Source organism: Galbibacter orientalis DSM 19592 (assembly GCF_000260115.1).
Taxonomy (GTDB): Bacteria; Bacteroidota; Bacteroidia; order Flavobacteriales; family Flavobacteriaceae; genus Galbibacter; species Galbibacter orientalis.
Genome location: NZ_JH651379.1, coordinates 656,523 through 681,665 on the forward strand (window position 1 = coordinate 656,523; position 25,143 = coordinate 681,665).

Here is a 25,143-nt window from a genome sequence, read left to right on the forward strand (position 1 = left end):
CTAATTATGACCAAACAGCCAGAACAAATACTAGAAAATAACCTTATAGAGCAGTTAGCAGACTTAGGCTATAAAAAGGTTATTCTAAAAGATGAAAAAGAATTACTTGCCAACTTAAAAGCGCAATTAGAGAAGCATAATAAAACTAAGCTATCCAATACTGAATTTGCTCAAGTAACGAACCACCTTAGCAAGGGCAATGTATTTGAAAAGGCTAAAACTCTAAGAGATAAAGTACAATACACCAAAGACAACGGAGAAACAGGGTATTTAGAGTTTATAAATCAGATTCATTGGTGCCAAAATGAGTTTCAGGTAGCACAGCAAATTACACAAGAGGGAAGTTATAAAACCAGATACGATGTTACCTTACTTATAAATGGCTTACCATTAGTACAAATAGAACTTAAAAGAAGAGGTTTAGAGCTTAAAGAAGCCTTTAACCAAATAAACAGGTATCATAGGCATTCTTTTTGGGCTAACACAGGCTTATTTCAGTATGTACAGCTATTTGTTATAAGTAATGGTGTAAACACAAAGTACTATGCTAATAATAAGAAACAGAGTTTTAAACAAACCTTTTTCTGGAGCGAACAAAACAACAAAATCATTTCGCAGTTAAAAGATTTTGCCAATGTATTTTTAGAGCCTTGCCATGTTTCTAAAATGATTACTAAATATGTAGTCCTTAATGAAGCTCAAAAAGCACTTATGGTGCTTCGCCCCTACCAATATTATGCCACAGAAGCTATTGTAGAGCGAGTTAAAAATAGTACCAAGAATGGGTATATTTGGCATACAACAGGATCTGGAAAAACACTAACCTCTTTTAAAGCAAGTCAGTTACTTACACAGCTTCCAAATGTCGATAAAGTGATATTTGTAGTCGACAGAAAAGATTTAGATCACCAAACCACCAAAGAGTTTAATAGTTTTAGTAAAGGGAGTATAGACGGTACGGGCAACACCAATAACCTAGTAAAACAGCTAGAAGACCATACAAAATTAATTGTAACTACCATTCAAAAACTAAATACTGCCATTTCTAAACAGCGGTATTTAAACAGAATTAAACATTTAAAAGAAGAGCGAATTGTTTTTATTTTTGATGAATGTCACCGTAGCCAATTTGGAGAAACTCATAACAGAATAAAAGCTTTTTTTGAAGGAGCACAGATGTTTGGTTTTACAGGAACTCCCATTTTTGCTGAAAATGCAGTTAGTAATGCCTTAGGTAAAAGAACCACAAAAGAACTTTTTGAAGATTGTTTACATAAATATGTTATTACCGATGCTATTAGAGACGGTAATGTACTTCGTTTCTCTATTGAATATATCCAAACTTTTAAGCAAAAGGAACACATACAAGACCTTCAGGTCGAAGATATAGACGATGCAGAAGTACTCAATGCCCCTGAACGATTGGAAGCAGTTACCGATTATATTATTAAAAATCATACTAGAAAAACACACAATAAAACTTTTACAGGAATGTTCTGTACAAGTAGTGTGGATTCTTTAATAAAATACTACGATTTATTTCAGCAGAAAAAAGAGCAAGGAGCACATAGCTTAAAAATTGCTACTATCTTTTCTTACCAAGCTAATGAAGAAGATAAGGATGCAAACGGTTATATGCAGGATCCAGAATTTCTTCAGGCAGCAGAACCAGATGCCGAGTATCAAAATGAGCATTCTAGAGATTCGTTAGATCGTTTTATTAGCGATTACAATGGCATGTATGGCACTAATTACTCCACAAAAAACTCTCAGGATTTTTACAACTACTATAATGATATTGCAAAACGAGTAAAAAATAAACAAGTAGATATCTTATTGGTAGTAAACATGTTTCTTACAGGTTTTGATAGTAAACCATTAAATACATTATATGTAGATAAGAATTTAAAGTACCACGGACTCATACAAGCTTTTTCTAGAACAAACAGGATATTAGACACAGTTAAATCACAAGGGAATATAGTATGTTTTAGAAACTTAAAACAAGCCACAGACGATGCTATTGCACTCTTTTCTAATCCCAATGCTAAAGATGAAATTATCTTAGCACCTTATGAAGATTATATAGAAACATTTAAGGAAGCATTAAAGAACTTAATTAAAGTAGCACCCAGCGTAAGTAGTGTAGATGAATTAAAAGATGAAGAAGAGGAATTAGAATTCATCAAGATGTTTAGAGCATTAATGCGAATAAAAAATGTATTGAGCACTTTTACAGAATTCTCTTATGAAGATGTGGATATGGAGGAGCAGCTGTTTGAAGACTATAAAAGTAAATACCTCGATTTATATGAAAAAACAAAGTCTACTCCCTCTAAAGAAAAAGTTTCCATTTTAAACGATGTCGATTTTGAATTAGAGCTTATCCATAGAGATGAAATAAATGTAGCATACATTTTAAAATTACTAGCAAATATAAAAGATGCTCCTGCTTCTGAAAAAGAGAGTAAGACCAAGGCAATTAAAGAAATATTATCTAGTGAAACTCAGTTAAGAAGTAAGAGAGAGTTAATTGAAAAATTCATTCAAGAACATTTACCGCTTATTGAGGACACAGAAATGATAGAGAGTGAGTTTGATGACTTTTGGAGTAAGGAGAAAGTAAAAGCAATCTCCTCTATAAGTAAAGAAGAGAATCTAGATCCAGAGCAGTTACAGAATGTAATAGGAGACTTTCTGTTTACCGAAAAGAAACCTTTGAGGGATGATGTTATTAACATGATGAATAAGCGCCCTAAGCTTAAAGAAAGAGCCACTGTAGCAGAGAGAATTACAAATAAAATAACAGAGTTTGTAGAAACTTTTATTAGCGGGATAGCTAGTTAAAAAACTATTTTTATTCTATATTTAGAATAAAAATTACAGTATTATAATAAACTAAAAAAAGACATACAATTCGGCAACAAAGGTTGTCAAGCTGGCTTCCAAGCTGGAATAAGTAAAGCTTTTCTAGGACTTGAGAGAGACCCAAGAGGGGAGCAAAATTAGAATCCAGTCTACAAAATAGGCTGGATTTTTTGCTTTTATAAGCTTTTGTAATGCAGGTTTAGCTACATTAACTGTATTTTACGAATTTCCACTAAAAAGTCACTATTTACGTAAATTTATATTAATCATACCCGTTGTGCATTTAGGCAATATTGATTTTTAGGTTATTGATATTTCTGTTGAATTCAAATATGTTTATATATTGAATGACCGTCATAGCCGTAATCTTAGATAATATTCTGTTTTTGAATCCCTCAAAAGATTTAGCATAATTCCTTCGAATCATAAATTGGTCGCAAAGTTGAGAAAACAATGTTTCAATACGCTTTCTGGATTTCTTAAAAACGTACGGCTGCTCCCTATAGTTATGCTGGTTTGTTCTCATAGGGGTTTCAAGTCTAATATTATGATATTCAAATAAATTCAATTGATATTCAGCCGACAAATACCCTTTATCACCAAGTAATATGCAATCACTTAATTGATGCTTTATATCCTTTAAATAATTAATATCGTGCACAGAGGCTGGACTAATATCCATACTTTCGATAACACCCTGAGCAGAACAGACAGCATGTAATTTATATCCATAATAATGGCTTGATTGACTTGCACAATATCCTTTTTCGGGCAGACTGTAGTTTTGTTCTTTACATATCTTACTTCTAGCGCTTCTTGATAATTTACAGACCTCTAACGGCATACTGTCAACAATATAACAATGCTCAGATTTATTCAACTTTCTCACTAATGCCTTGCGAAGTGATTCTCTAAAGAAAACAACTTACGCTTTCTTCTATTGTAGACACTGCGCTCTATTTTGCTGGATAGACCAGCAGGTAACATTCGAAAAAGCTGGCATTCACTATCAACACTCATATATTCTGATGTTAAATCAATAGCTATAAGCTCTTTATCTCTTAATTTAGGTTTACGGATTTGATGTAAATAATCCATTTTACAATCCAATTCTTTTAAAACCTTGAGGATTTTGTCGTAATTTGCTTGAAAGTTGTGCATATAAATTATAGTGTGGTTACTACAATTTACTGCATTTTAGCAGTTTGCACAACTTTTTCTAAATGCACAACGGGTTAATCATGTAATTTGCTATCTTTGATATATGCTAACACAAAGTCAAATAGATATTATTATTGATGCTATGAAACCATTTAATCCTACTAAAATTGGGGTGTTTGGTTCTGTGGCAAGAAATGAAGCTACAAAAAGTAGTGATATTGATATATTATATCAGTTTAAAAATACTATTGGTCTATTCAAGTTAATAGGATTAAAACAGGATTTAGAAAAAAAGCTGAACAAAAAAGTAGACTTAGTATCCGAAAAATATATCAACCCGAAACTTAAGCCTTATATTTTAAATGACTTAAACATTATCTATGGCAATGAATAAAAATCTATTCAGGTTGGAGCATATACAGGAATGTATTGCCTAAATAGAAGAATTGGTTAAGATTATAAAGACCTATGATAATTTTGAGGAAAAATGGATTGAACAAGATTCTGTAATAAGAAATCTTGAAATAATTGGAGAGGCTTCCAACCATATTTCAGATGATTTAAAACAAAAATATCCTGATGTGGCGTGGAATCAAATGAAAGGGATGCGTAATTTTATGACCCATGAATATTTTGGACTTCAATTGGACACTATTTGAGATGCAGCAGTTAATGACATACCAGTACTTAAAAAGCAAATTCAACAAATTATACAGGATATAGCTAAAGGGTAACATTTACCTCTGGCTATTTAGTAGTTTATGCAAAAATTGATTAATCTGAAAAGGAAGAGTTCTACGTTTCTAACTCCTCTATATTGAATTCTAAAAATATTGAATCATTTACAAAATGGTTATTCCTATCATTCAAATGGAATTAAATGTGTAGTTATATCTGGAGGTTTTGGTATAAACCTTTCTAAATTATCATTATAAATATCATAATAATCTTTAAAAAAATAATTCTTAAAAGATATTGGATACACATTATCAGCATTAATTCCATCTACCTTTAGAATATATGGTATTAATTGCTTCTTTAAATTGTAAGAATAATTAAATTCATTAAAATCTAGCTTACTTGATGATAAGTAAAACGAATTTAATGAAGGCAACTTAATTGAATCATTAGCGGCCTGACAATATAATACTCCCCAAATTTAGGACAGGAAATTAAGTTGTAATTTTAACCCTGTCAATATGAAAACATCAAGAAGAAAATTCAGCGCATCCTTTAAGGCCAAAGTAGCCATTGAAGCGATAAAAGAGCAGACAAGTATACCTGAACTTGCTGCCAAATTTGAATTGCATCCAGCCCAAATATCCAATTGGAAGCGAGAGTTTTTAAAAAACGCAGAACTTGCTTTCGAGTCCAAATCAGAAAAAGATACTCCAGCTGTGGATACCGCACCGCTTTATAGTAAGATCGGTCAATTACAAGTTGAGAATGATTTTTTAAAGAAAGTCTTGGGCAAATGAGTACTACTGAAAGAAGACAAAAGGTAGTAAAATCTCATCCAAGGCTGAGTCTTGCACAACAATGTAAAATCCTTAACATTCATCGCTCTGGTCTGTATTATAAGCCTAAAAGTGAGAGTCCATTGAATTTAGAACTGATGAAGGCAATAGATGCGCAGTTCCTGGAACACCCCTATTATGGAGTCGAACGGATGACTGATTATCTCATCCTTGATCTTGGCTACCACGTAAATGTGAAAAGAATAAGACGGCTGTATAAAATTATGGGATTACAGACCATATATAGAAAACCTAAAACCACCATCAGGGATCCTAAAAACTATAAGTACCCTTATCTCTTGAAGGGCTTAGTAATAGACCGCCCTAACCAAGTATGGCAGACTGACATCACCTATATTCCTATGTTCCGTGGCTTTATGTATATGAATGCTATCATTGATGTATATAGTAGAAAAATACTTAATTGGAGTATTTCAAACTCAATGGACAAACAGTGGTGTATCGAGCTTCTTAGAGACACTATCGCTCAATATGGCAATACGGAGATCCATAACTCCGATCAAGGGTCACAATATACCAGCTCCGAATATATTGAAGTGCTTAAAGAACATGATATTCAAATATCTATGGACAGCAAAGGAAGAGCTTTGGATAACATTTTTATTGAGCGCTTCTGGAAGTCTCTTAAATATGAAAAGATCTATCTAAACCCACCAAACGGAGGTCTAGATCTCTATCAAATGGTCACGGAATATATTGAATTCTATAACACCAAAAGAAGGCATACTGAAATAGGAAAAGTACCACCTGATCAAATTTATAATACAAAAAGAATAGCATCATAAATAATTAGATATATATTTAAACTGTCTTACAGATGGGGAGTAGTGTACAATATCCTTTCAAAGAGAAAAATATAAGAGATAAAACTAGTATTCGATTTTTCATTCTTCAGTAATTAAAAAATTATCCTTTTAAAATTATAAATAATAATTGATACCCCATCGATTATTAAACCTAATATTTTGCTAAAAAATTAGGTGGGATTTACTGAGAGTATTTTAAAGAAGCCTAACTTAAACTCAATTAAAAATTACAATAAATGCACTTTTATTCATCTATTTAAGAAAACTCATAGTAATTATCCAACTTGTTATCTTTGATATATGCTAACACAAAGTCAAATAGATATTATTATTGATGCTATGAAACCATTTAACCCTACTAAAATTGGGGTAATTGGTTCTGTAGCAAGAAATGAAGCTACCGAAAGTAGTGATGTTGATATATTGTACTCTTTTAATTCCAAGTATTCTTTATTTTATTTGGTAGAGTTCACAGCTATTCCTCTATAATTAAAGGATAGAAGTTATATGGAATACCGCAGTTTATGACATTCCTAAACCTAAAAAGGAAGTTCAATAAATTATACAAGATATAGCTGAAGAGTAATACTTACTTCTTAGCTTATAAGATTCTTTATACCTCTTACTATATTACAAAAAAATAATAGTCTGAAATTTAGATAATTAACTAAAGACAAGCCTACGAGGTATTGAAAGGAAAATAATTTAATCTATTTCGACCTAGTACACTTCGATATACTCAGAACAGGCTCTGGGAAATATAACCCTCAATTAGGAATTAAAAATCCACCACAACTTAATTAAGTTATAGTAAATTAATCAATCTAGCCTGCAAAGAGGCTGTATTTAGCGTTTCTTTCTTTTTGTTTTAAGATATTTCATATAAAAGCATACGGTTTTTTCATTCAATTCACTAGGTTTGTTCTTTTACAAGAACAATTCAATTTACTTTTTTAATCATTAGAATAATTTTCAATATGAAGATGAAAAATCAATTTCCAAAAGGGAAGCTTTTTCTTTCCTTATTTTTTATGCTTACAGCTTTTACAAGTTATGTTGCAAATGCACAAGGGTTAGACAACAATCAACAAGATTTTAGTGAATTCATGGATCGTAGCGGAAATCGTTATCGTTCGGCCTCTGGAATTCCCGGTCCCGATTATTGGCAAAATGAAGCTGATTATAAGATAAAAGCTACATTAAACGATACTCAACACACCCTAACAGGAGAAATTACTATTAACTACACAAATAATAGTCCAGATGCGCTTCCTTTTATATGGCTGTATTTAGAGCAAAACAGATTTACCGAAAATTCAAGAGGTAACTTAACCACTCCTATTGAAGGGAATCGATACAATGGCGATATTGACGGAGGGTATGAAATTACAAACCTTCAAGCTAAAACTGGAAGAAATACCTCTACAAAACATATTATTACAGATACCAGAATGCAAGTTTGGTTTAAAGAGCCTATAAAAGCAAATGGAGGAACGGCAACAGTTTCTATGAACTTTACTTACAAAATACCTGTTAAAGGAATGGATAGAATGGGAAGACTTGATGTAGAAGACGGAACAATTTATGCTATGGCTCAATGGTATCCACGTACCGCCGTTTATGATGATATTGAAGGTTGGAATGTAGAACCGTATTTAGGTGCGGGAGAGTTTTATTTAGAATATGGCGATTTTGATTATGAAATCACTGCTCCTTACAATCATATTGTAGTAGGTTCTGGTAGGTTAGAAAACCCTAGAGAGGTAATGTCTGAAACCATGAGAAACCGTATGGAAAAGGCTAAAGAAAGTAACGAAACTGTACATATAATAAAGCCAGAAGAAATAAACGATGCTTCTTTAAAGGCTAAACAAAGTGGTACTTTAACTTGGCATTTTACCATGAATAATTCTAGAGATATTGCTTTTGCATCCTCTAAAGCATTTATTTGGGACGCTGCTAAAATAGATCTTCCAAGTGGTAAAAAAGCCTTGGCTCAATCTGTGTATCCTAAAGAAAGCGCAGGCTCTCATGCTTGGAGTCGTTCTACAGAATACTCAAAACATTCTATTGAGAATTATTCAAACAAATGGTATGAATATCCTTATCCTGTGGCTACAAATGTTGCTGCTGATATAGGTGGTATGGAATATCCTGGATTAAATTTTTGTAGCTGGAAAAGTACAGGTGCTGGTTTATGGGGTGTTACCGATCATGAATTTGGACATAACTGGTTTCCTATGATTGTTGGTACTAATGAAAGAAGATATGCTTGGATGGATGAAGGTTTTAATTCTTTTATTAACTATTACAGCACTTTGGAGTTTGGAGAGTATCCAGCCAGACTTAACAAAACAAGAAATATGACGGATTGGTTTAATAGCGAAACTCGTGAAGGTATTGACACTTACCCAGATGTTACCAATTTGAGAAATCTAGGAATGACTGCCTATCGTAAACCTGCTATTGGTTTATTGCTTTTGAGAGAATATATTTTAGGACATGAGCGTTTTGATAATGCTTTTAAATCCTACATAAAAACATGGGCTTATAAACACCCTCAGCCTAAAGATTTCTTTAATCATATGGAAAATGTAGGGGGCGAAAACCTTTCTTGGTTCTTTAAAAATTGGTTTTATGGAACAGGAAATATTGATTTAGCTATTGAAGGTGTAAGACAAAATGAAGATAAAACTGGTTTTATTATTACAATTGCTAATAAAGGAGGAGTTCCTATGCCTGTTAAAATGAAGGTTACACATCGAGATAATTCAATAGAAAACATCACCCTTCCAGTAGAAATATGGCAAAGAGGAGATACATGGAGTTATTTATTAAAAACGGAGGTGCTTCCAATAAGCATAGAGATAGATCCAGACAAGATTTTACCAGACGTGAATTACTCCAATGATACTTGGCCAAGTAATTCTTTTTATAAAAATTAGTTTTATTAGTATTCTAATTTAGAATATCTTTTAAAAAGATAAAGAGGCTGTCTAAAAAGTGATTCATAGTTGTCAAACTCAGGACAACATCTAGAGTCTAGATACTTTTTAGACAGCCTCTTTTTATATCAAAATGAATAAATTTTAAAAACGAAAAAAGTTACTTCTTCCTTTTACTAGATTCTCTTATAATTAATGTGGGACTCAAAGTAACAGATTTAGCTATTGCACTTTCATTATCTGTCCTACTTATTCTATCTAACAATAAATTACACGCTATTCTTCCAATTTCATAACCCGATTGATCTACAGTGGTTAAAGATGGTTCTATGGCTTCAGAAATCGGTTCGTTACTAAACCCAGCCACAGCAACATCTTGAGGCACTTTAATCCCTACAGATTTTAAATACTTAATAGCGCCAATAGCTGCTAAGTCATTTGCAGAAAAAATCCCGTCAAATTCAATCCCTAAATCTATAAGCGTTTTTATAATTTTTCTTCCTTCTTGCTCATTAAGTGCAGAAGTATATACACGGTTTTCTTCAAAAGGTAAATTGTTTTCTTGCAATGCCTGTTTATACCCTTTAAACCTATCTTTATAGATATCTAAAGTTGCAGGTCCTCCTATATGCACAATTTTCCTACATCCTTGATCTATAAGATGCTGTGTTACATCATAAGAAGCTTTTATACTATCTATAAGAACTTTACTATTTGGCATTTCAGATAAAGCTCTATCAAAAAATACTAACGGAATATTACTTAAGTCAAACTGTTTTAAATGGGTATCTTCAGTTGTTTCCATAGAAACAGAAACCAATATCCCATCCACCCTATTTGAAATCAAATTATTTACAATTTTAATTTCCCTTTCAAGCTTCTCCATGGATTGGCAAATAATTACATTATAGCCTTGCGCATAGGATGCTTCTTCAATTCCTGCAATAGTAGACGAAAAAAAATGCCTTGAAATTCTAGGAACAATAACTCCAATGGTATTAGATTTGCTCTTTCTTAAATTTGAAGCTAAAAGATTTCGTTGATACCCAATTTCTTTTGCCTTTTTTAGAACTTTGTCTTTCGTTTTTTGGGTCACTAAATTACTGTTATTAAGAGCTCGGGACACTGTTGAACTATCAATATTCAATAATCTTGCTATCTCATGAATCGTCGGTTTATTCTTTTTCATCAAAAAATTAAAATAATAAGCCCCAGAAGGGGTATTTAATTACATAAAAGTAATATTTAGCACCTACAAATGTACTTATTTCCAATAAATTAATAAGGTCCTATCTAATTGTCTCATACAAACCAACATGAATACTCATCAACTTATTAAATAATATAACAAATTTAAGCTACAATCGATTGTAAAAACAAATACATTTATGTAATTTGCGTAAATTTTACAATTAAAATTATGATTTACAGTAAAAGATACGCTTCTAGTCCGAAAGAAGTTAAACAAATGGATACGGACACCTTAAGAGAGACTTTCTTGATAAACGATTTAATGCAGGAAGATGAGATTAGTCTTACTTATTCTCATTACGACAGATATATTGCTGGTTCTGCAGTTCCTAAAAAGAAAGAACTAAAACTAGAAACTGTTGATTTACTAAAAGCGGAATACTTTCTAGAAAGAAGAGAATTAGGAATTATAAATGTTGGAGCAAAAGGAAGTGTTTCGGTTGATGGAGAAACCTATACCTTAGAGCATAAGGAGGCATTGTATATTGGCTGCGGAAAAAAGGATGTTGTTTTTAAGAGTGAAGATAGCACTAGCCCAGCTAAATTCTATTTCAACTCTGCTCCTGCTCATAAAGAACTTCCTACAAAAAAAGTAGGCATGCAAGAGGCTAATAAATTAGAATTAGGCTCTTTAGAAACTGCAAATCACCGTACGGTAAATCAATTAATTATAGGCGGAATTGTAGAAACTTGTCAGTTACAAATGGGATTAACAGAACTTAAAACTGGGAGTGTTTGGAACACTATGCCTGCACATGTTCATGACAGAAGAATGGAAATTTATTTCTATTTAGATATTCCAGAAGAACAAGCTGTTTGCCATTTCATGGGGGAACCACAAGAAACTCGTCACGTTTGGATGCATAATCACCAAGCAATTATTTCGCCACCATGGTCTATTCATGCAGGTTCTGGTACTTCAAATTATAGTTTTATTTGGGGAATGGCTGGAGAGAATTTAGATTATGCTGATATGGATATTGCAAAAATTAAAGAATTAAGATAAATGAGCTTATCATTATTTAACATAGAAGGAAAAGTAGCTTTAATAACAGGAGCTACACACGGTTTAGGAATGGCAATGGCTATGCAACTTGGAAAAGCCGGTGCTACAATTGTTATAAACGGAAACTCATCACAACAAAAAATAGATGATGCACTAGAAGTTTACAAAAAAGAAAACATTAAAGCTTTTGGATACAAATTCAATGTAACTATAGAATCTGAAGTAGAAGCAGCCATTGCTTCTATAGAAAAAGAAGTAGGTGCCATAGATATTTTGGTAAATAATGCCGGAATTATAAAGAGAATTCCTCTTGAAACTATGGAAGTTGAGGCTTTTAGAGAGGTTATTGATGTAGATTTAGTAGCGCCATTTATAGTATCTAAACATGTAGTAAAAGGTATGATAGCTCGTAAAAGCGGGAAAATTATCAATATCTGCTCCATGATGTCGGAACTTGGTAGAAATACTGTTGGAGCCTATGCCGCTGCCAAAGGAGGTTTAAAAATGCTAACCAAAAATATGGCTACCGAATGGGCTAAGCACAACATCCAAATCAACGGAATTGGACCTGGGTACTTTGCTACCTCCCAAACAGCGCCTATTCGTGTAGACGGACATCCGTTTAACGAATTTATCATTAACAGAACTCCTGCTGCCAAATGGGGAGCACCAGAAGATTTAGGTGGAGCCGCAATATTTTTAGCTTCTCAGGCTAGTAATTTTGTAAACGGACATATACTGTATGTTGATGGAGGTATTTTGGCAACTATAGGAAAACCTTCTAACGAAGATTAAAAATTTATAATTTAACCAAAATGAATAAAAAAGTAAAAGCATACTTCCTCGTTTTCGCTTCATTATTTGCTATTTCTTGTAGTAATGATGGAAAAATTATTACTGTTAAAAACGAATTGAATCTCGACAGGAAATTTGAAACTGTTGAAATTAATTTAAAAGATTTAGCCCCAGATGCGCTAGACGAAGCATATAATTATTGGGGAGTTAGAAATGCAGAAGACAAATCTGAATTAACTTCTCAATTAATTGATATTGATGACGACGGAAAGTGGGATGTGCTTTTATTTCAACCAAAAATTAATGCTTCTTCTGAAATAAAATTTGAAATTTATCCGAAGAAAGATAAGTCTCCAGCAGACACAGCTACTGTATGCTATTCTCGTTTTGTTCCAGAAAGAACCGACGATTATGCGTGGGAAAATAACAAAGTTGCTTTTAGAACTTATGGCCCCGTAGCTCAAAAAATGGTAGAAGATAGTGTGCCAGGCGGAACGCTTTCTAGCGGAATTGACGCTTGGCTAAAACGTGTTGAATATCCAATTATTAATAAATGGTACAAAAAATATGTTTCTGGAACGGGTACTTATCATGAAGATACTGGGGAAGGACTTGACAATTTTCATGTTGGGAGTAGTCGTGGTATTGGTGGAATTGCCAAAAAAGTAGACACCTCTTATTACTTTTCAAAAAACTTTACCAGTTGGAAAACAATTACCAACGGTCCATTGCGTACCAGCTTTGAACTTACTTATGAAGCTTGGGATGCTAACGGAAAAACCATTTCTGAAAAGAAAATCATCTCTCTTGATTACGGTCAGAATGTATCAAGAATAACGCTTCAAGTAGAAGGCGTAAATTCTATCTCACCTGGAATAACACTTCATGAACAAAAAGGTAACACCAACACCAATAAAAAGGAAGGTTGGATGAGTTATTGGGAACCTCATGCCGATTCTGAATTAGGGATGGGAATTGTAACAGCTCCAGAAAACATAGTTAATTTTGATAAATATATTACCAATAAAACAGACGAGAGCAACCTTTTTGCTACGCTAAATTTAAACAATAATAAGGTAACTTATTACGCAGGATTTGGATGGAAAAAAGCAGGAGAATTTACTTCTCAAAAAGAATGGGAAGCTTATCTTTCAGACTTTGCTAAAAAACTAAGCTCCCCATTAAAAGTTATTCAATAATTAAGCTAAATGCTCCAAAGCCTGCCCTGAGTTTAACAAAGGGCTTGCTCCGATGTAGCTTACTATTGCGTAATTTTAAGCAGTAGTTTCAGAAAAAATATCACTTAAAATTTTATAGGATTTTAAGCGCGCTTCATGATTGTAAATGTGTGAAACAGCAATAATTTCTTTTACACCTGTACTTTCCACAAACTTAGAAAGCTCGCTTGCAATTGTATTTTTAGAGCCAATAAAAGTAAAATACATCATATTTTTTATCATGGCTTCTTGTTCCATACTCCAAACTCCATCCATCGAATCAATTGGTGGCGGTAATGGTCGGCGGGTATTTGTAATTATTCCCATTGCAAACTGATATAAACTTGTTGCTAAACGCTGTGCTTCCTCATCTGTTTCGGCGGCTATAACATTTACACAAGCCATTGGATAAGGGGTTTTATTTTCTTCGGAAGCTTTAAATCCTTCAGCATATAAATTAAGGGCATTAAATAATTGCGCAGGTGCAAAATGACTCGCAAAAGCGTATGGCAGTCCCTTTTCAGCAGCTAATTGCGCACTAAAAGTACTAGAACCCAATAAGTAAATCGGAATATCAAGACCCTCCCCTGGAATAGCACGTACTTTAGAATCTTGATTTTCTATAGAAAAATACTGCTGTAATTCCTCAATATCATTCGGAAAATCTTGAACACTTTCTTGTTTTCCTCTCCTTAATGCCTGTGCTGTAAGCTGATCTGTTCCTGGAGCTCTTCCTAAACCTAAATCAATCCGGTTAGGATATAAAGTTGCCAAGGTTCCAAATTGTTCCGCTACAATAAGCGGCGCATGGTTTGGCAACATTACACCTCCAGAACCAATTCGGATGGTAGAGGTTCCTTGTGCCAAATAACCTAATAATACAACTGTTGCAGAACTTACAATACTTTCCATATTATGGTGCTCGGAAACCCAAAAACGGTTGTATCCATATTTTTCGGCGTGTTGCGCTAAATCCAAACTATTCTCAATAGCTTCTATATGTTGTTTTCCTTGAGGAATTGGTACTAAATCTAAAACTGAAAACTTAGTATTTTGTAATATATTTTGAGACATATAATTATCTAGTTTTATTAGTATAAAATGTACCTTTTATGGTCGATAATTATATAAAAACTTACAGAATGAGATAAAGATTTCCTACTTAATTTGTAATCGGACGGTAGCTCCGTTCCATAGAATTTGTATCGCCCACCACCGCTTCAATTTCTTTTAATAAATACTGAAGATGTGCTCTTGAAATCCTATCCGAAACACTAGGAAGGAGGTTTTTTATTCTCCTTTCTAGGTTAATTAAATTATTTAAAGCCAATGCCCTAATATCTGTATTAGCTGTTTTTTCTTCAGAAAGTTTTGCCATTAATCCGGCCAATGGTCCTTGTGCTTCATCTGGCTTGTACAAAGCTATCATATCCGAAACATAGGTTTTCTGAAGTTTTCGTTCATAATCATTTGGACTATAAAACATATCTAAGTCACTCCAAATATAACTGCTTACATCATTCAGATATTCTTCTGGGGTATATGGATCGTTAAAATTATACCTATCTGCAATAAAAGAAATCCTACTCATTCTACTTCCTCCCAAAAGTGTCATCATTAAACTCTCCATCATTTCGGTAGTGGAATTTTTGGTATTTGGTTCTTCAATTTTATTTAAAATTTCATCATTCAAAAGCCAAGTAGGCTCATTAAAAACATATTTATCAATAAATAATAATGCTTCTTTTTGCTTCGCTTTAGAAACAGGTCTATACACATCGCCCTCTTCATTATTAGATTTTGGCGTAACATAAATCCCACCAATATTTTTGGCCACATGAAACAAATAATTACTGTATTGCTTTACCACATCATTATATATTTCTCCTAAATCCTTATAACTTTTTCCTGACTCATCTTTAGTCCATTCCATTAAATTTGGAACCACACGTTGTAAATTTTGAATTCCGTAGAAAGAGGCAACCATAGCATTATCTCCTAAATCTTCCGTTTGAGAACGCGGATCAAAATCTCGACCCTCTCCTCCAAACCACAGTCTCGGATTTTTAGAAATACTATCTACAACCATGGTACTTAGTTGCTCTTTTTCTTTTTCTGAAGAAAGACTATCTGGAAATTGCGAATATCCCCATTGAATTGCCCATTTATCATAATCTCCAATTCTAGGCATTAAATTTTCAACAGAAACACTATCCTCTGGTTGCGCCACATAATTAAAACGTGCATAATCCATAATAGAACTGGTGTGTCCATTTTTGTTGAGCCACTCATTATCTCTCAAACGCTCTACAGGTGTTGCATAACTTGCACCCATATTATGCCTTAGTCCGAGGGTATGCCCTACTTCATGCGAGGAAACAAAACGAATAAGCTCTCCCATCAGCTCCTCATCAAATGTCATTTTCCTTGCTCTTTCATCTACAGCACCTGCCTGAATTAAATACCAATTATGAAGTAGGTTCATTAAATTATGATACCACCCCATATGACTTTCTAAAATTTCCCCACTTCTTGGGTCAACAATATTAGGACCATATGCATTTTTAGAAGGCGAAGCAAAATATCTCAAAACAGAAAACCGAGCATCTTCCAAGCTCATAGAATCGTTAGCTTCTGGCCATTCTTTTCCTACAATTGCATTTTTAAAACCAGCCTGCTCAAATGCTTTTTGCCAATCGTTAATCCCTTGAATAAGATAAGGTCTCCATTTTTTTGGCGTAGCAGGATCTATATAATATACAATTTGCTTTTTAGGCTCCACTAATTCGCCTCGTCTCCATTTTTCAATATCCTCCGCTTTTGGTTCTAATCGCCATCTATGGATATAAATATTTTTATCTACTTTTTGTTGATTATCGCCATACAAAAGATAAGAACTAGCAAAATACCCTACTCGGGGATCATAAAAACGCTTTTTCATTGGCTCTTTAGGCAATAAAATAAAAGAGTTATTTAGCTCTAAAGTAACAACTCCCGACAAGGCAGCAGCAGGAAGACTCTTTTTATTATTGTGAGCTATGCTTGCATTATACGTTTTAACCGTCTTAACTTCTGTATTTATAGGATAACTATTTATTGTTGAAATATAAGACTTGTCTTTTTCCAAAGAAGTTAGATTATAAGTCTCTTTTTGCGATGCACTTAGAGCTAAAAGATTGTTTTCACTATTTATAAAATCGGTAACTTTTATAACAGAAGCAGCATTTTCCTCATTTCTAGCTTTTACATCAAAAGCTTCTAAAATGGGGGTGACATTAGAGTTGTTTACAGCTTTTGCAATAGCATCTTCTTCATTAGCCTGACTTACAAAAGTAGCCACTCTAAGGAATATTTTATTAGAAGGCCCTTTTTCAAAAAATATAGTTTTCTCTCCAATTTCTTCCCCCCCATAATTCCCAGCACCTCCAGGGGTTTTTATAAACCTCGTAACTACCAATATTTCTCTATTTAGCAAACTATCTGGAATTTCAAAATAGTAATCCTCGTTTACTTTATGAACTGTAAAAAGACCTTTTTTAGACTCTGAACCTTCAGGAATAACTTTATCATAAGGCTCAGTTGGCTCAAACGACATTCCTACCTCAGAAGTTTGAGACTGTTTTTGAGTTCCGCAGGAAATAAAAAATACAACCAACAGAATAAAATATATACTTTTTTGAAAAATGTTATTCTCCATGTATAATGCATTCAAATTAAACAAAATAAGAAGTGTAACAAGGCTACACAATTGCATTACAATAACTAAATAGGCACGAATAGGTATTTTAAAGATATAAAATTGAATAAATACTTCCTACTGATTAGGAATGAGTTAACACTTCTAGAACAAGCTTAACAGAATATTAGGAAACTACACAATTGTTCTATAGTTTTACAAAACCAACCTATCTAATTTTTACTTTTGTGAAATTAAAAGATTTTCTTTTTTTCATCATTTTCTTAAGTTTTATTTTAAGCTTAAAAGCTCAAGAGAGTAATCTAGACAGCATCTCTGTAGAAGTAGAGAATATTACTAAATATCCAGATAAAATAACCTTACGCGTAGGTCTTACTAACGAAGCAAATTCTTACGAGATTACCACTCCTTCGGAAGATTTTTCTGTTACTATTGCTCCAAATCAACGTTTGCGCTCTAATATTTCATTACTATTTAGATTTATAGAAATAAATATAGGATACACTCCAGCCTTTTTAAAATTTAATGACGACAACGATGAAAAGGGAAAAACTACTTTTTTTAACATAGGGACACGTTTTTACTACAAAAAATGGATGCAAAACCTAGAATGGAACAAAACAAAAGGATTTTATGTAGACCTAAACGATATTGCGCCTGGGGAACCAAATATAATATTTCCCGACTTTGAAGTGCTTAGAATTGGCGGAAATACTTCCTATATTTTTAATGACAACTTTTCTTTTAGAACTATTTTTAAACAAAATGAATGGCAAAAAAGAAGCGCAGGAAGTTTTGTGCCTACTTTGAGCTATTATTACTCCAGAATTTCTAACGACTCCTCTGATAAAGATAAATTTATAGACATCACCATCGGTCCTTCTTATTTCTACAATTGGGTAATTAACAAACGGTTTATAGTTACTTCTGGTGCACATTTGGGGGTTGGTTACAGCCACATAACTTCTAAATCTAATAATGTTACCACAAGCATGGATGGCCTAAATTACCAAGGGCAAGTAACCTTAGGTTTAGGATATAATATTCCTAATTTCTTTACTGGCGTAAGTCTCAATTCTCAATCTTTTAACCATAATACAGATGGAAACAACAAACTTTCCGACCAACATGCGTATGTAGAATTCCATATTGGCTATCGGTTTGATGCTCCCAAGAAAGTATTAGAAAAAATGAATCAACTACAACAAAAAGTTGGTTTATAAAAAAACAGCCACCTCATTTCGAGATAGCTGTTTTTAAAAATTTTAATCTGCTAATTCTAGCCTATTATTTATTTTTTAGAAGCATAAAGTTCTGCTACTTTCTCCCAATTAATTACATTAAAAAATGCAGAGATATAATCAGGACGCTTGTTTTGGTAATTTAAGTAATAAGCGTGCTCCCAAACATCCAATCCTAAAATTGGATCTCCTCCGCAACCAACACCTGGCATTAGAGAATTATCTTGGTTTGGTGTAGAGCAAACTTCTACTTTTCCACCTTTATGAACACATAACCATGCCCATCCAGAACCAAATCTAGTTCCAGCAGCTGTTGTAAAAGCTTCTTTAAATTTTTCAAAAGAACCAAAAGCGCTATTAATTGCTTCTGCTAATTCTCCAGATGGTTCTCCACCACCGTTTGGAGACATTACTTCCCAGAAAAGACTGTGGTTAAAAAATCCTCCCCCGTTATTTCTAACAGCACCATTATTCATGTCTAGATTTTTAAGAATCTCTTCAATAGATTTTCCTTCTAAATCTGTACCTTTAATAGCATCATTTAATTTGCTTGTATATCCTTGGTGATGTTTTGTATGGTGAATTTCCATAGTTCTTGCATCAATATGTGGTTCTAATGCGTCGTATGCGTACGGTAATTTTGGTAAATCAAAAGCCATTTTTATCTTTTTTTAGTTAATAATATTAGTTCTTCAAATTTAAGAAAAAGCTTCGGAAAACATGGTAATAATTTGTTAATACCTCATAGAGTTTCCTTATTTTGCAATAAACTTTTTATGTTGAATTCTGCACCTTTTCAAATATATAATGCCTCTGCTGGCTCTGGAAAAACTTTTACGCTTGTAAAAAAGTACTTAAGCATCCTTCTGAGTACTTCAAACATAGACACTTTCAAGCAAGTTTTGGCTATCACATTTACAAATAAAGCGGTAAATGAAATGAAGGAGCGGGTGCTAAATAATTTATATGAATTCTCTCAGGAGAGTATTCTAACCAAACCTACACCCCTTTTTTCTATTATTAGTGAAGAACTTGCTATTTCTGAAGAAGAATTAAATGCTAGATCCAAGAAAATACTTACAAGAATTCTACACAACTATGCCTTTTTTGATATTGTAACAATTGATAAATTTAACCATAGATTGCTTCGAACTTTTGCATTTGATTTAAAACTCCCCACTAATTTTGAAGTTTCTTTAGACGAAAAAACATTAACCCGTGAGGCGGTAGACAATCTAATCTATCAGGCAGGAAACAACAAACTTCTTACCGATGTTTTAATAGATTTTGCATTAGAAAAAACCGATGATGATAAAAGTTGGGATATCTCTAGAGAGTTAAACGAAATTGCCAAGCTACTTTCTAACGAAGAATACATACACCATATTGAAGCCTTAGAAAGCAAAAATTTAGAAGATTTTAAAGCGCTAGGAAAACAACTAAAAGAACTGATTGCTGAGCTGGAAACTGCAATTACAAGTAAAGCAAAAAACGTAATTGAAAAATTACACTCAAATCAGCTTGATGCCTCCTCTTTTAACCGCGGAACTTTATATAATCATTTCATTAAAATAATTGAAAATAATATTGCTAGATTATATGAAAATAAGTTAGAAGAAAATTTAATTAACAATAGCCAACTATACACTAAAACCACCAACGACAGTATTAAGTCTACAATAGATGAGATAAGACCTTTTTTGTTAGAAAATTACTTAGAAATTAAAAATCACTTCGGTCAATTAAACTTTCTAAAAAACTTTTATAAAAATTTAGTTCCATTATCTCTTTTAAATGCTATAAATGCGGAGCTTAATAAAATTAAAGAAGAACGTAACTTATTGTTAATCTCCGAATTCAATAGGCTCATTTCTTCTGCTATTGCCAACCAGCCTGCTCCCTTTATTTATGAGCGTATTGGAGAGAAATACAAGCACTATTTTATAGACGAGTTTCAAGACACCTCTTCTATGCAATGGAAAAACATTCAACCTTTAATTTCTAACGCGCTAGAAGCCGAATTACCAAGCGGAAAAACTGGAAGTTTAATGATTGTTGGAGATGCTAAACAGGCTATTTATAGATGGAGAGGTGGAAAAGCAGAACAATTTATAGATTTGTACAATAAAAAGAATCCATTTCAAGCGGAAATAAATGTTGAAAATCTGCCTAAAAACTTCCGTAGTCATGACAAAATAGTAGAATTCAACAACAACTTTTTTCAGCATATTTCTCAATACTTAAATAACGAAACCTATAGAGAACTGTTTGAAAAATACAGTAAACAAGAAACTAACAACAAAGCTGGAGGTTTTATTAATCTTACTTTTATAGACGAAAAAGAGAATAAAGAAAGTGAGGATAATCTCTATTGTACAGCCACTCAAAATGCCATTTCCTCATCTCTAGAAAAAGGATTTACATACAATGATATGTGTATTATAACTAGATCTAAAGCACAAGGAATTACTATTGCGAACTATCTAGCTGAACAAGAAATTCCAATTATTTCTTCGGAGACTTTACTTCTTAAAAACGATAAAAAAGTAGCTTTTTTAATAGATTTAATTACGTATTTTAATCAACCATTAGACGCTGAAATTCACTTAAAGATATTGCGTTTTTTAGCTGAAAAAAATAAGGTAGAAAACCTACACGAATATTACAGTAAAAAGCTCTCCGATATAAATTCAGTATTCGAAGAAGAGAACTTTAATACCAAATATTTCCTACAACTCCCTTTTTATAACGCAGTAGAATATGCTATTAATGCATTTGAAATTAGTAATGGCAACGAAGCTTACTTACAGTTCTTTTTAGATGAAATAATATCTTTTACACAAAACAACAACGACAGTCTGAGTAACTTTCTAGCCTATTGGGAACAAAAGCAAGATAGTTTAAGCATTGTGGCTCCATCGTCTTCAAATGCTATTCAACTAATGACCATCCATAAATCTAAGGGTCTTGAATTTCCTGTGGTAATTTATCCTTTTGCAAATACTAGTATTTACGACTCTCGGAACTTTAATTTATGGTTTCCAGTTGATAAAAACCTTTTTGGAATAGACTACAGTCTCTTTAATTCTAAAAGCGCTATTGAAAACATAAACGACACAGGAAAACTGTTTGTTAAAGAGTATGAGGAAAAAGAAGAGCTCGATAATTTAAACCTATTATATGTTACATTAACACGCGCTGTAGAGCAACTTCATATAATTTGCAAAAGAGAAATTAATACAAAAGGAGAGGAAAATGTAAAAACTTTTGCGGGACTCTTCATTAACTTTTTAAAAGCTGAAGGACTTTGGAATGATAACAACACAGAATACACTCTTGGAGCTCCAGAAAAACATTCAGAAGTAAAAAAGAAACACTTGAGTACTTCTGAAGATATTCCGTTTATATCCAATGCTTCCTTTGGAAACTCCTTTGAATTAATTACTAAAAGTGGCTCTCTATGGGATACAAAGCAGCAAAGAGCCATAGATAAAGGAAATATTTATCATCATTTATTATCTAAAATATTCTTCAGTCATGATGTAATTCCAACCATTGAAGAGGCTATAGGAAATGGCTTAATTCCTGAGACTGAAAAAGAACAATTTGAAAATTATCTTACAAATTTAACTCAACATCCTATGCTAGAAGCCTACTTTACTTCAGCATATAAAATTTTTAATGAACGTGAAATTATTACTGCCAATGGAGTTTTTCTTCGTCCAGATAGATTTGTTGTTAAAAACAACGAAGTAACTATTATTGATTATAAAACTGGTTCTTTTTCTGAAACTTATAAAAACCAAATAAAAGGATACGCAAGCGCTATTTCTGAAATTGGTTACGAAGTGAAAGAAAAATTATTGGTTTTCGTAAATGAGAATGTTGAAATTATACAGGTATAGTTCCAATAATCCTATAACTTTGCAAAAAACAGAATACCATGTACGGAAAAATAAAAGAACACTTAGAACAAGAATTAGCCGATATTAAAGAGGCAGGACTTTATAAGAAAGAACGCATTATAACGTCCAAACAAGGAGCAGAAATTACTGTTGATACTGGAGAAACGGTATTAAACTTTTGTGCAAACAATTACCTTGGCTTATCATCACACCCAGAGGTAATTCAGGCAGCAAAAGACACATTAGATTCTCATGGCTTCGGAATGTCTTCGGTACGCTTTATCTGTGGCACACAAGACATCCACAAGGAACTTGAGGGAAAAATAGCCGAATTCTACGGAACTGAAGACACCATTCTTTATGCAGCCGCTTTTGATGCTAATGGAGGTATTTTTGAACCTTTACTAACTGCCGAAGATGCTATTATTTCAGATTCCTTAAATCATGCATCTATAATTGATGGGGTTAGATTATGCAAGGCAAAACGCTACCGTTATCAAAATAGCGATATGGCAGATCTCGAAAAACAATTACAACAAGCAAATGCAGACGGATCACGCTTTAAAATTATTGTAACAGACGGAGTATTTTCTATGGACGGCTTGGTTGCTCCTCTGGATAAAATTTGTGATCTAGCAGACAAATATGATGCCTTAGTAATGATAGACGAATGTCATGCTACAGGTTTTATTGGAGAGACAGGAAGAGGTACTTTGGAAGAAAAAGGAGTGCTAGATAGAATTGATATTATAACAGGAACCCTTGGAAAAGCACTTGGTGGGGCAATGGGTGGTTATACTACTGGAAAGAAAGAAATTATAGAAATTTTACGTCAGCGTTCTCGTCCATATTTATTCTCAAATTCTCTAGCACCGAATATAGTTGGCGCATCAATAAAAGTTTTCGACATGTTGTCAAAAAGTACAGAACTTAGAGATAAACTTGAAGAAAACACAAAATATTTCAAAAAAGGCATGAAAAATGCGGGTTTTGATATCATTGACGGGGATTCAGCAATAGTTCCAGTAATGCTTTATGATGCCAAATTATCGCAGACTATGGCCGATGAGCTTTTAGAAAAAGGAATATATGTTATAGGATTTTTCTACCCTGTTGTACCTAAAGAAAAAGCTCGAATTAGAGTTCAATTATCGGCTGCGCATACCCGAGAACACTTGGATAGAGCCATAAATGCCTTTACCGAAGTTGGGAAGAAATTAGGGGTAGTTTAAACTACATCTCTTTTCATTTTAACTAAAAAATTATATATTTGTTTTTGTTAATAAGTTGTAACAACTTACATTTGTCTTTAAATTAACACTTAAAATTAAATAATTGAACATGAAACATCTTAGCAAATTACTAGTTGCTGCGTTCCTTTTTGTAGGAATTAGCAACATGAATGCTCAAGACCAAAACAATCCATGGCAAATCGCATTTGGGGTAAACGCAGTTGATGCATACCCAACAAATTCTGATAGACCATATGCTTCTGAAGCTTGGTTCGACGAGTATTTCAACGCAAGTGATCACTGGAACATCCTACCTTCTATTTCTTACGTATCTGTTTCTAAGTACGTAGGTAGTGGAATCTCTTTAGGAGTTCGTGGATCACTTAACAAAATTGAAAACCTTGGTGACACTAGTGTAGATGATTTATCTTACTACGGTGTAGATGGTACTATTAAGTACAACTTTACTCAAGGTCATGTATTTGATCCATTCATCGAAATCGGTGGGGGTTATACATGGTTAGACGAAATTGGAGCTGGAACTCTTAACGGAGGTGTTGGTTTCAATGTATGGTTTACTGAAAACCTTGGTCTTACTGTACAAACTGGATACAAGCATGTATTCGAAGATTACAGCACTCCTCACTTCCAGCACTTAGCTGGTCTTGCTATCAAATTTGGTGGTACTGACTCTGACGGAGATGGTGTATACGATAAAGACGATGCTTGTCCTGAAGTTCCTGGTTTAAAAGCTTTCAACGGTTGTCCTGATTCTGACGGAGATGGTATCGAAGATTCTAAAGATGCTTGTCCTAACGAAGCTGGTACTGCTGACATGAATGGTTGTCCTGATTCTGACGGAGATGGTGTAGCTGATCCTCAAGATGAGTGTCCTAATACTCCAGGTCTTAAAGAATTAGCTGGATGTCCAGATGCTGACGGTGACGGTGTAGCTGATAAAGATGATCAGTGTCCAGATGTTGCTGGTCCTGCTTCTTCTAACGGTTGTCCAGATAAAGACGGAGACGGTGTACTTGACAAAGATGACAAGTGTCCTGAAACTCCTGGAACTGTAGCTAATGACGGATGTCCTGAATTATCTGCTGAAGTTCAAAAAGCATTAAATAACTATGCTAAAACTATCTTGTTTGATACTGGTAAATCTTCTATCAAACCTCAGTCTGAGCAAGTGTTATCTGATATCATTGCAATTCTTAATGAATATCCAAATGCTAAATTTACTGTAGACGGTCACACAGATAGTACTGGTAGTGATTCTCTTAACCAAAGACTTTCTGAGTCTAGAGCTCTTTCTGTGAAAGAATATTTAACTTCTCATGGAATTGACGGATTCAGATTATCTTCTGCTGGTTACGGTGAAACTAAACCAATCGCTTCTAACTCTACTAGAGATGGTAGAGCTCAAAACAGAAGAGTTGAAATTAACTTAGTTAAGTAATTAACTAAATTAGTTCAAACCA

Annotated in this window: 19 protein-coding genes and 1 pseudogene; 14 read left to right on the top strand and 6 right to left on the bottom strand. The window is 33.4% G+C overall.

The annotated features are described in order from the left end of the window. The first annotated feature begins 6 nt into the window (after positions 1–6). Complete coding sequence (locus JOOMADRAFT_RS03040) at positions 7–2,847, top strand: type I restriction endonuclease subunit R (protein WP_008611249.1); 2,841 nt, start codon at positions 7–9, stop codon at positions 2,845–2,847. 304 nt (positions 2,848–3,151) lie between these two features. On the opposite strand, the pseudogene JOOMADRAFT_RS03045 reads toward JOOMADRAFT_RS03040, so the two are convergent. Beyond that, positions 3,152–4,029, bottom strand: a pseudogene (locus JOOMADRAFT_RS03045) (IS982 family transposase). 103 nt (positions 4,030–4,132) lie between these two features. Between JOOMADRAFT_RS03045 and JOOMADRAFT_RS03050 the strand changes: the two are divergent. Both JOOMADRAFT_RS03050 and JOOMADRAFT_RS19635 read left to right on the top strand, forming a co-directional pair. Continuing rightward, positions 4,133–4,423: a nucleotidyltransferase family protein gene (locus JOOMADRAFT_RS03050; RefSeq protein ID WP_008611254.1), complete on the top strand. Its 291-nt coding sequence runs from the start codon at positions 4,133–4,135 to the stop codon at positions 4,421–4,423. A gap of 52 nt (positions 4,424–4,475) precedes the next feature. After that, positions 4,476–4,688 (top strand): HepT-like ribonuclease domain-containing protein, encoded by a 213-nt coding sequence (locus tag JOOMADRAFT_RS19635; RefSeq protein WP_008611255.1) that lies wholly within the window; start codon positions 4,476–4,478, stop codon positions 4,686–4,688. Positions 4,689–4,891: 203 nt separating this feature from the next. Here JOOMADRAFT_RS19635 and JOOMADRAFT_RS03060 read toward each other — a convergent pair whose 3' ends face one another. Beyond that, positions 4,892–5,143: a hypothetical protein gene (locus JOOMADRAFT_RS03060; RefSeq protein WP_040879493.1), complete on the bottom strand. Its 252-nt coding sequence runs from the start codon at positions 5,141–5,143 to the stop codon at positions 4,892–4,894. Between the two features lie 85 nt (positions 5,144–5,228). Here JOOMADRAFT_RS03060 and JOOMADRAFT_RS03065 point away from each other — a divergent pair, with 85 nt between their 5' ends. The 4 genes from JOOMADRAFT_RS03065 to JOOMADRAFT_RS03080 all read left to right on the top strand — a co-directional run bounded on the left by JOOMADRAFT_RS03065 (position 5,229) and on the right by JOOMADRAFT_RS03080 (position 9,318). Then, the gene (locus JOOMADRAFT_RS03065; protein WP_008611014.1) at positions 5,229–5,507 is read left to right on the top strand and encodes a transposase; all 279 of its coding nucleotides are present in this window, start codon (positions 5,229–5,231) and stop codon (positions 5,505–5,507) included. Then, on the top strand, positions 5,504–6,352 hold the full coding sequence (locus JOOMADRAFT_RS03070) for an IS3 family transposase (RefSeq protein WP_008611013.1): 849 nt from the start codon (positions 5,504–5,506) through the stop codon (positions 6,350–6,352). The genes JOOMADRAFT_RS03065 and JOOMADRAFT_RS03070 overlap by 4 nt, the downstream gene beginning before the upstream one ends. Before the next feature lie 321 nt (positions 6,353–6,673). Beyond that, a complete protein-coding gene (locus JOOMADRAFT_RS03075) occupies positions 6,674–6,862 on the top strand; it encodes a nucleotidyltransferase family protein (protein WP_008611258.1) in 189 nt (62 codons plus the stop codon). Between the two features lie 488 nt (positions 6,863–7,350). Beyond that, the gene (locus JOOMADRAFT_RS03080; protein WP_008611260.1) at positions 7,351–9,318 is read left to right on the top strand and encodes a M1 family metallopeptidase; all 1,968 of its coding nucleotides are present in this window, start codon (positions 7,351–7,353) and stop codon (positions 9,316–9,318) included. Positions 9,319–9,478: 160 nt separating this feature from the next. On the opposite strand, the gene JOOMADRAFT_RS03085 is transcribed toward JOOMADRAFT_RS03080, so the two are convergent. After that, positions 9,479–10,507, bottom strand: coding sequence for a LacI family DNA-binding transcriptional regulator (locus JOOMADRAFT_RS03085; protein ID WP_008611262.1), 1,029 nt, complete (start codon positions 10,505–10,507; stop codon positions 9,479–9,481). 231 nt (positions 10,508–10,738) lie between these two features. On the opposite strand from JOOMADRAFT_RS03085, the gene kduI reads away from it, so the two are divergent. Genes kduI through JOOMADRAFT_RS03100 form a run of 3 tightly spaced genes read left to right on the top strand, consistent with a single transcriptional unit; the run spans position 10,739 to position 13,569 of the window. Next, on the top strand, positions 10,739–11,575 hold the full coding sequence (kduI, locus tag JOOMADRAFT_RS03090) for a 5-dehydro-4-deoxy-D-glucuronate isomerase (RefSeq protein WP_008611264.1): 837 nt from the start codon (positions 10,739–10,741) through the stop codon (positions 11,573–11,575). Beyond that, the gene (locus JOOMADRAFT_RS03095) at positions 11,576–12,370 is read left to right on the top strand and encodes a gluconate 5-dehydrogenase (RefSeq protein WP_008611265.1); all 795 of its coding nucleotides are present in this window, start codon (positions 11,576–11,578) and stop codon (positions 12,368–12,370) included. Positions 12,371–12,390: 20 nt separating this feature from the next. Then, positions 12,391–13,569 carry a DUF4861 domain-containing protein gene (locus JOOMADRAFT_RS03100; RefSeq protein ID WP_008611266.1) on the top strand — a complete coding sequence of 393 codons (1,179 nt, stop codon included), beginning with the start codon at positions 12,391–12,393 and terminating at the stop codon, positions 13,567–13,569. Positions 13,570–13,644: 75 nt separating this feature from the next. Here JOOMADRAFT_RS03100 and JOOMADRAFT_RS03105 read toward each other — a convergent pair whose 3' ends face one another. Together JOOMADRAFT_RS03105 and JOOMADRAFT_RS03110 are read right to left on the bottom strand one after the other, a co-directional pair. Further along, a complete protein-coding gene (locus JOOMADRAFT_RS03105; RefSeq protein ID WP_008611268.1) occupies positions 13,645–14,661 on the bottom strand; it encodes an LLM class flavin-dependent oxidoreductase in 1,017 nt (338 codons plus the stop codon). Between the two features lie 88 nt (positions 14,662–14,749). Further along, complete coding sequence (locus JOOMADRAFT_RS03110) at positions 14,750–17,284, bottom strand: zinc-dependent metalloprotease (RefSeq protein ID WP_040879495.1); 2,535 nt, start codon at positions 17,282–17,284, stop codon at positions 14,750–14,752. A 227-nt stretch (positions 17,285–17,511) separates the two neighbouring features. Here JOOMADRAFT_RS03110 and JOOMADRAFT_RS03115 point away from each other — a divergent pair, with 227 nt between their 5' ends. Continuing rightward, positions 17,512–18,507 (top strand): DUF4421 family protein, encoded by a 996-nt coding sequence (locus JOOMADRAFT_RS03115; protein WP_008611270.1) that lies wholly within the window; start codon positions 17,512–17,514, stop codon positions 18,505–18,507. A gap of 68 nt (positions 18,508–18,575) precedes the next feature. Here JOOMADRAFT_RS03115 and JOOMADRAFT_RS03120 read toward each other — a convergent pair whose 3' ends face one another. Continuing rightward, the gene (locus JOOMADRAFT_RS03120; RefSeq protein WP_008611272.1) at positions 18,576–19,184 is read right to left on the bottom strand and encodes a superoxide dismutase; all 609 of its coding nucleotides are present in this window, start codon (positions 19,182–19,184) and stop codon (positions 18,576–18,578) included. Positions 19,185–19,301: 117 nt separating this feature from the next. Here JOOMADRAFT_RS03120 and JOOMADRAFT_RS03125 point away from each other — a divergent pair, with 117 nt between their 5' ends. From JOOMADRAFT_RS03125 to JOOMADRAFT_RS03135, 3 genes are all read left to right on the top strand, one after another. Continuing rightward, complete coding sequence (locus JOOMADRAFT_RS03125) at positions 19,302–22,430, top strand: UvrD-helicase domain-containing protein (RefSeq protein WP_008611273.1); 3,129 nt, start codon at positions 19,302–19,304, stop codon at positions 22,428–22,430. 38 nt (positions 22,431–22,468) lie between these two features. Next, entirely contained in the window at positions 22,469–23,662 is a 1,194-nt protein-coding gene (kbl, locus tag JOOMADRAFT_RS03130) for a glycine C-acetyltransferase (RefSeq protein ID WP_008611274.1), read from the top strand. A 109-nt stretch (positions 23,663–23,771) separates the two neighbouring features. Further along, on the top strand, positions 23,772–25,121 hold the full coding sequence (locus tag JOOMADRAFT_RS03135) for an OmpA family protein (protein WP_008611275.1): 1,350 nt from the start codon (positions 23,772–23,774) through the stop codon (positions 25,119–25,121). The last annotated feature ends 22 nt before the right edge of the window (positions 25,122–25,143 follow it).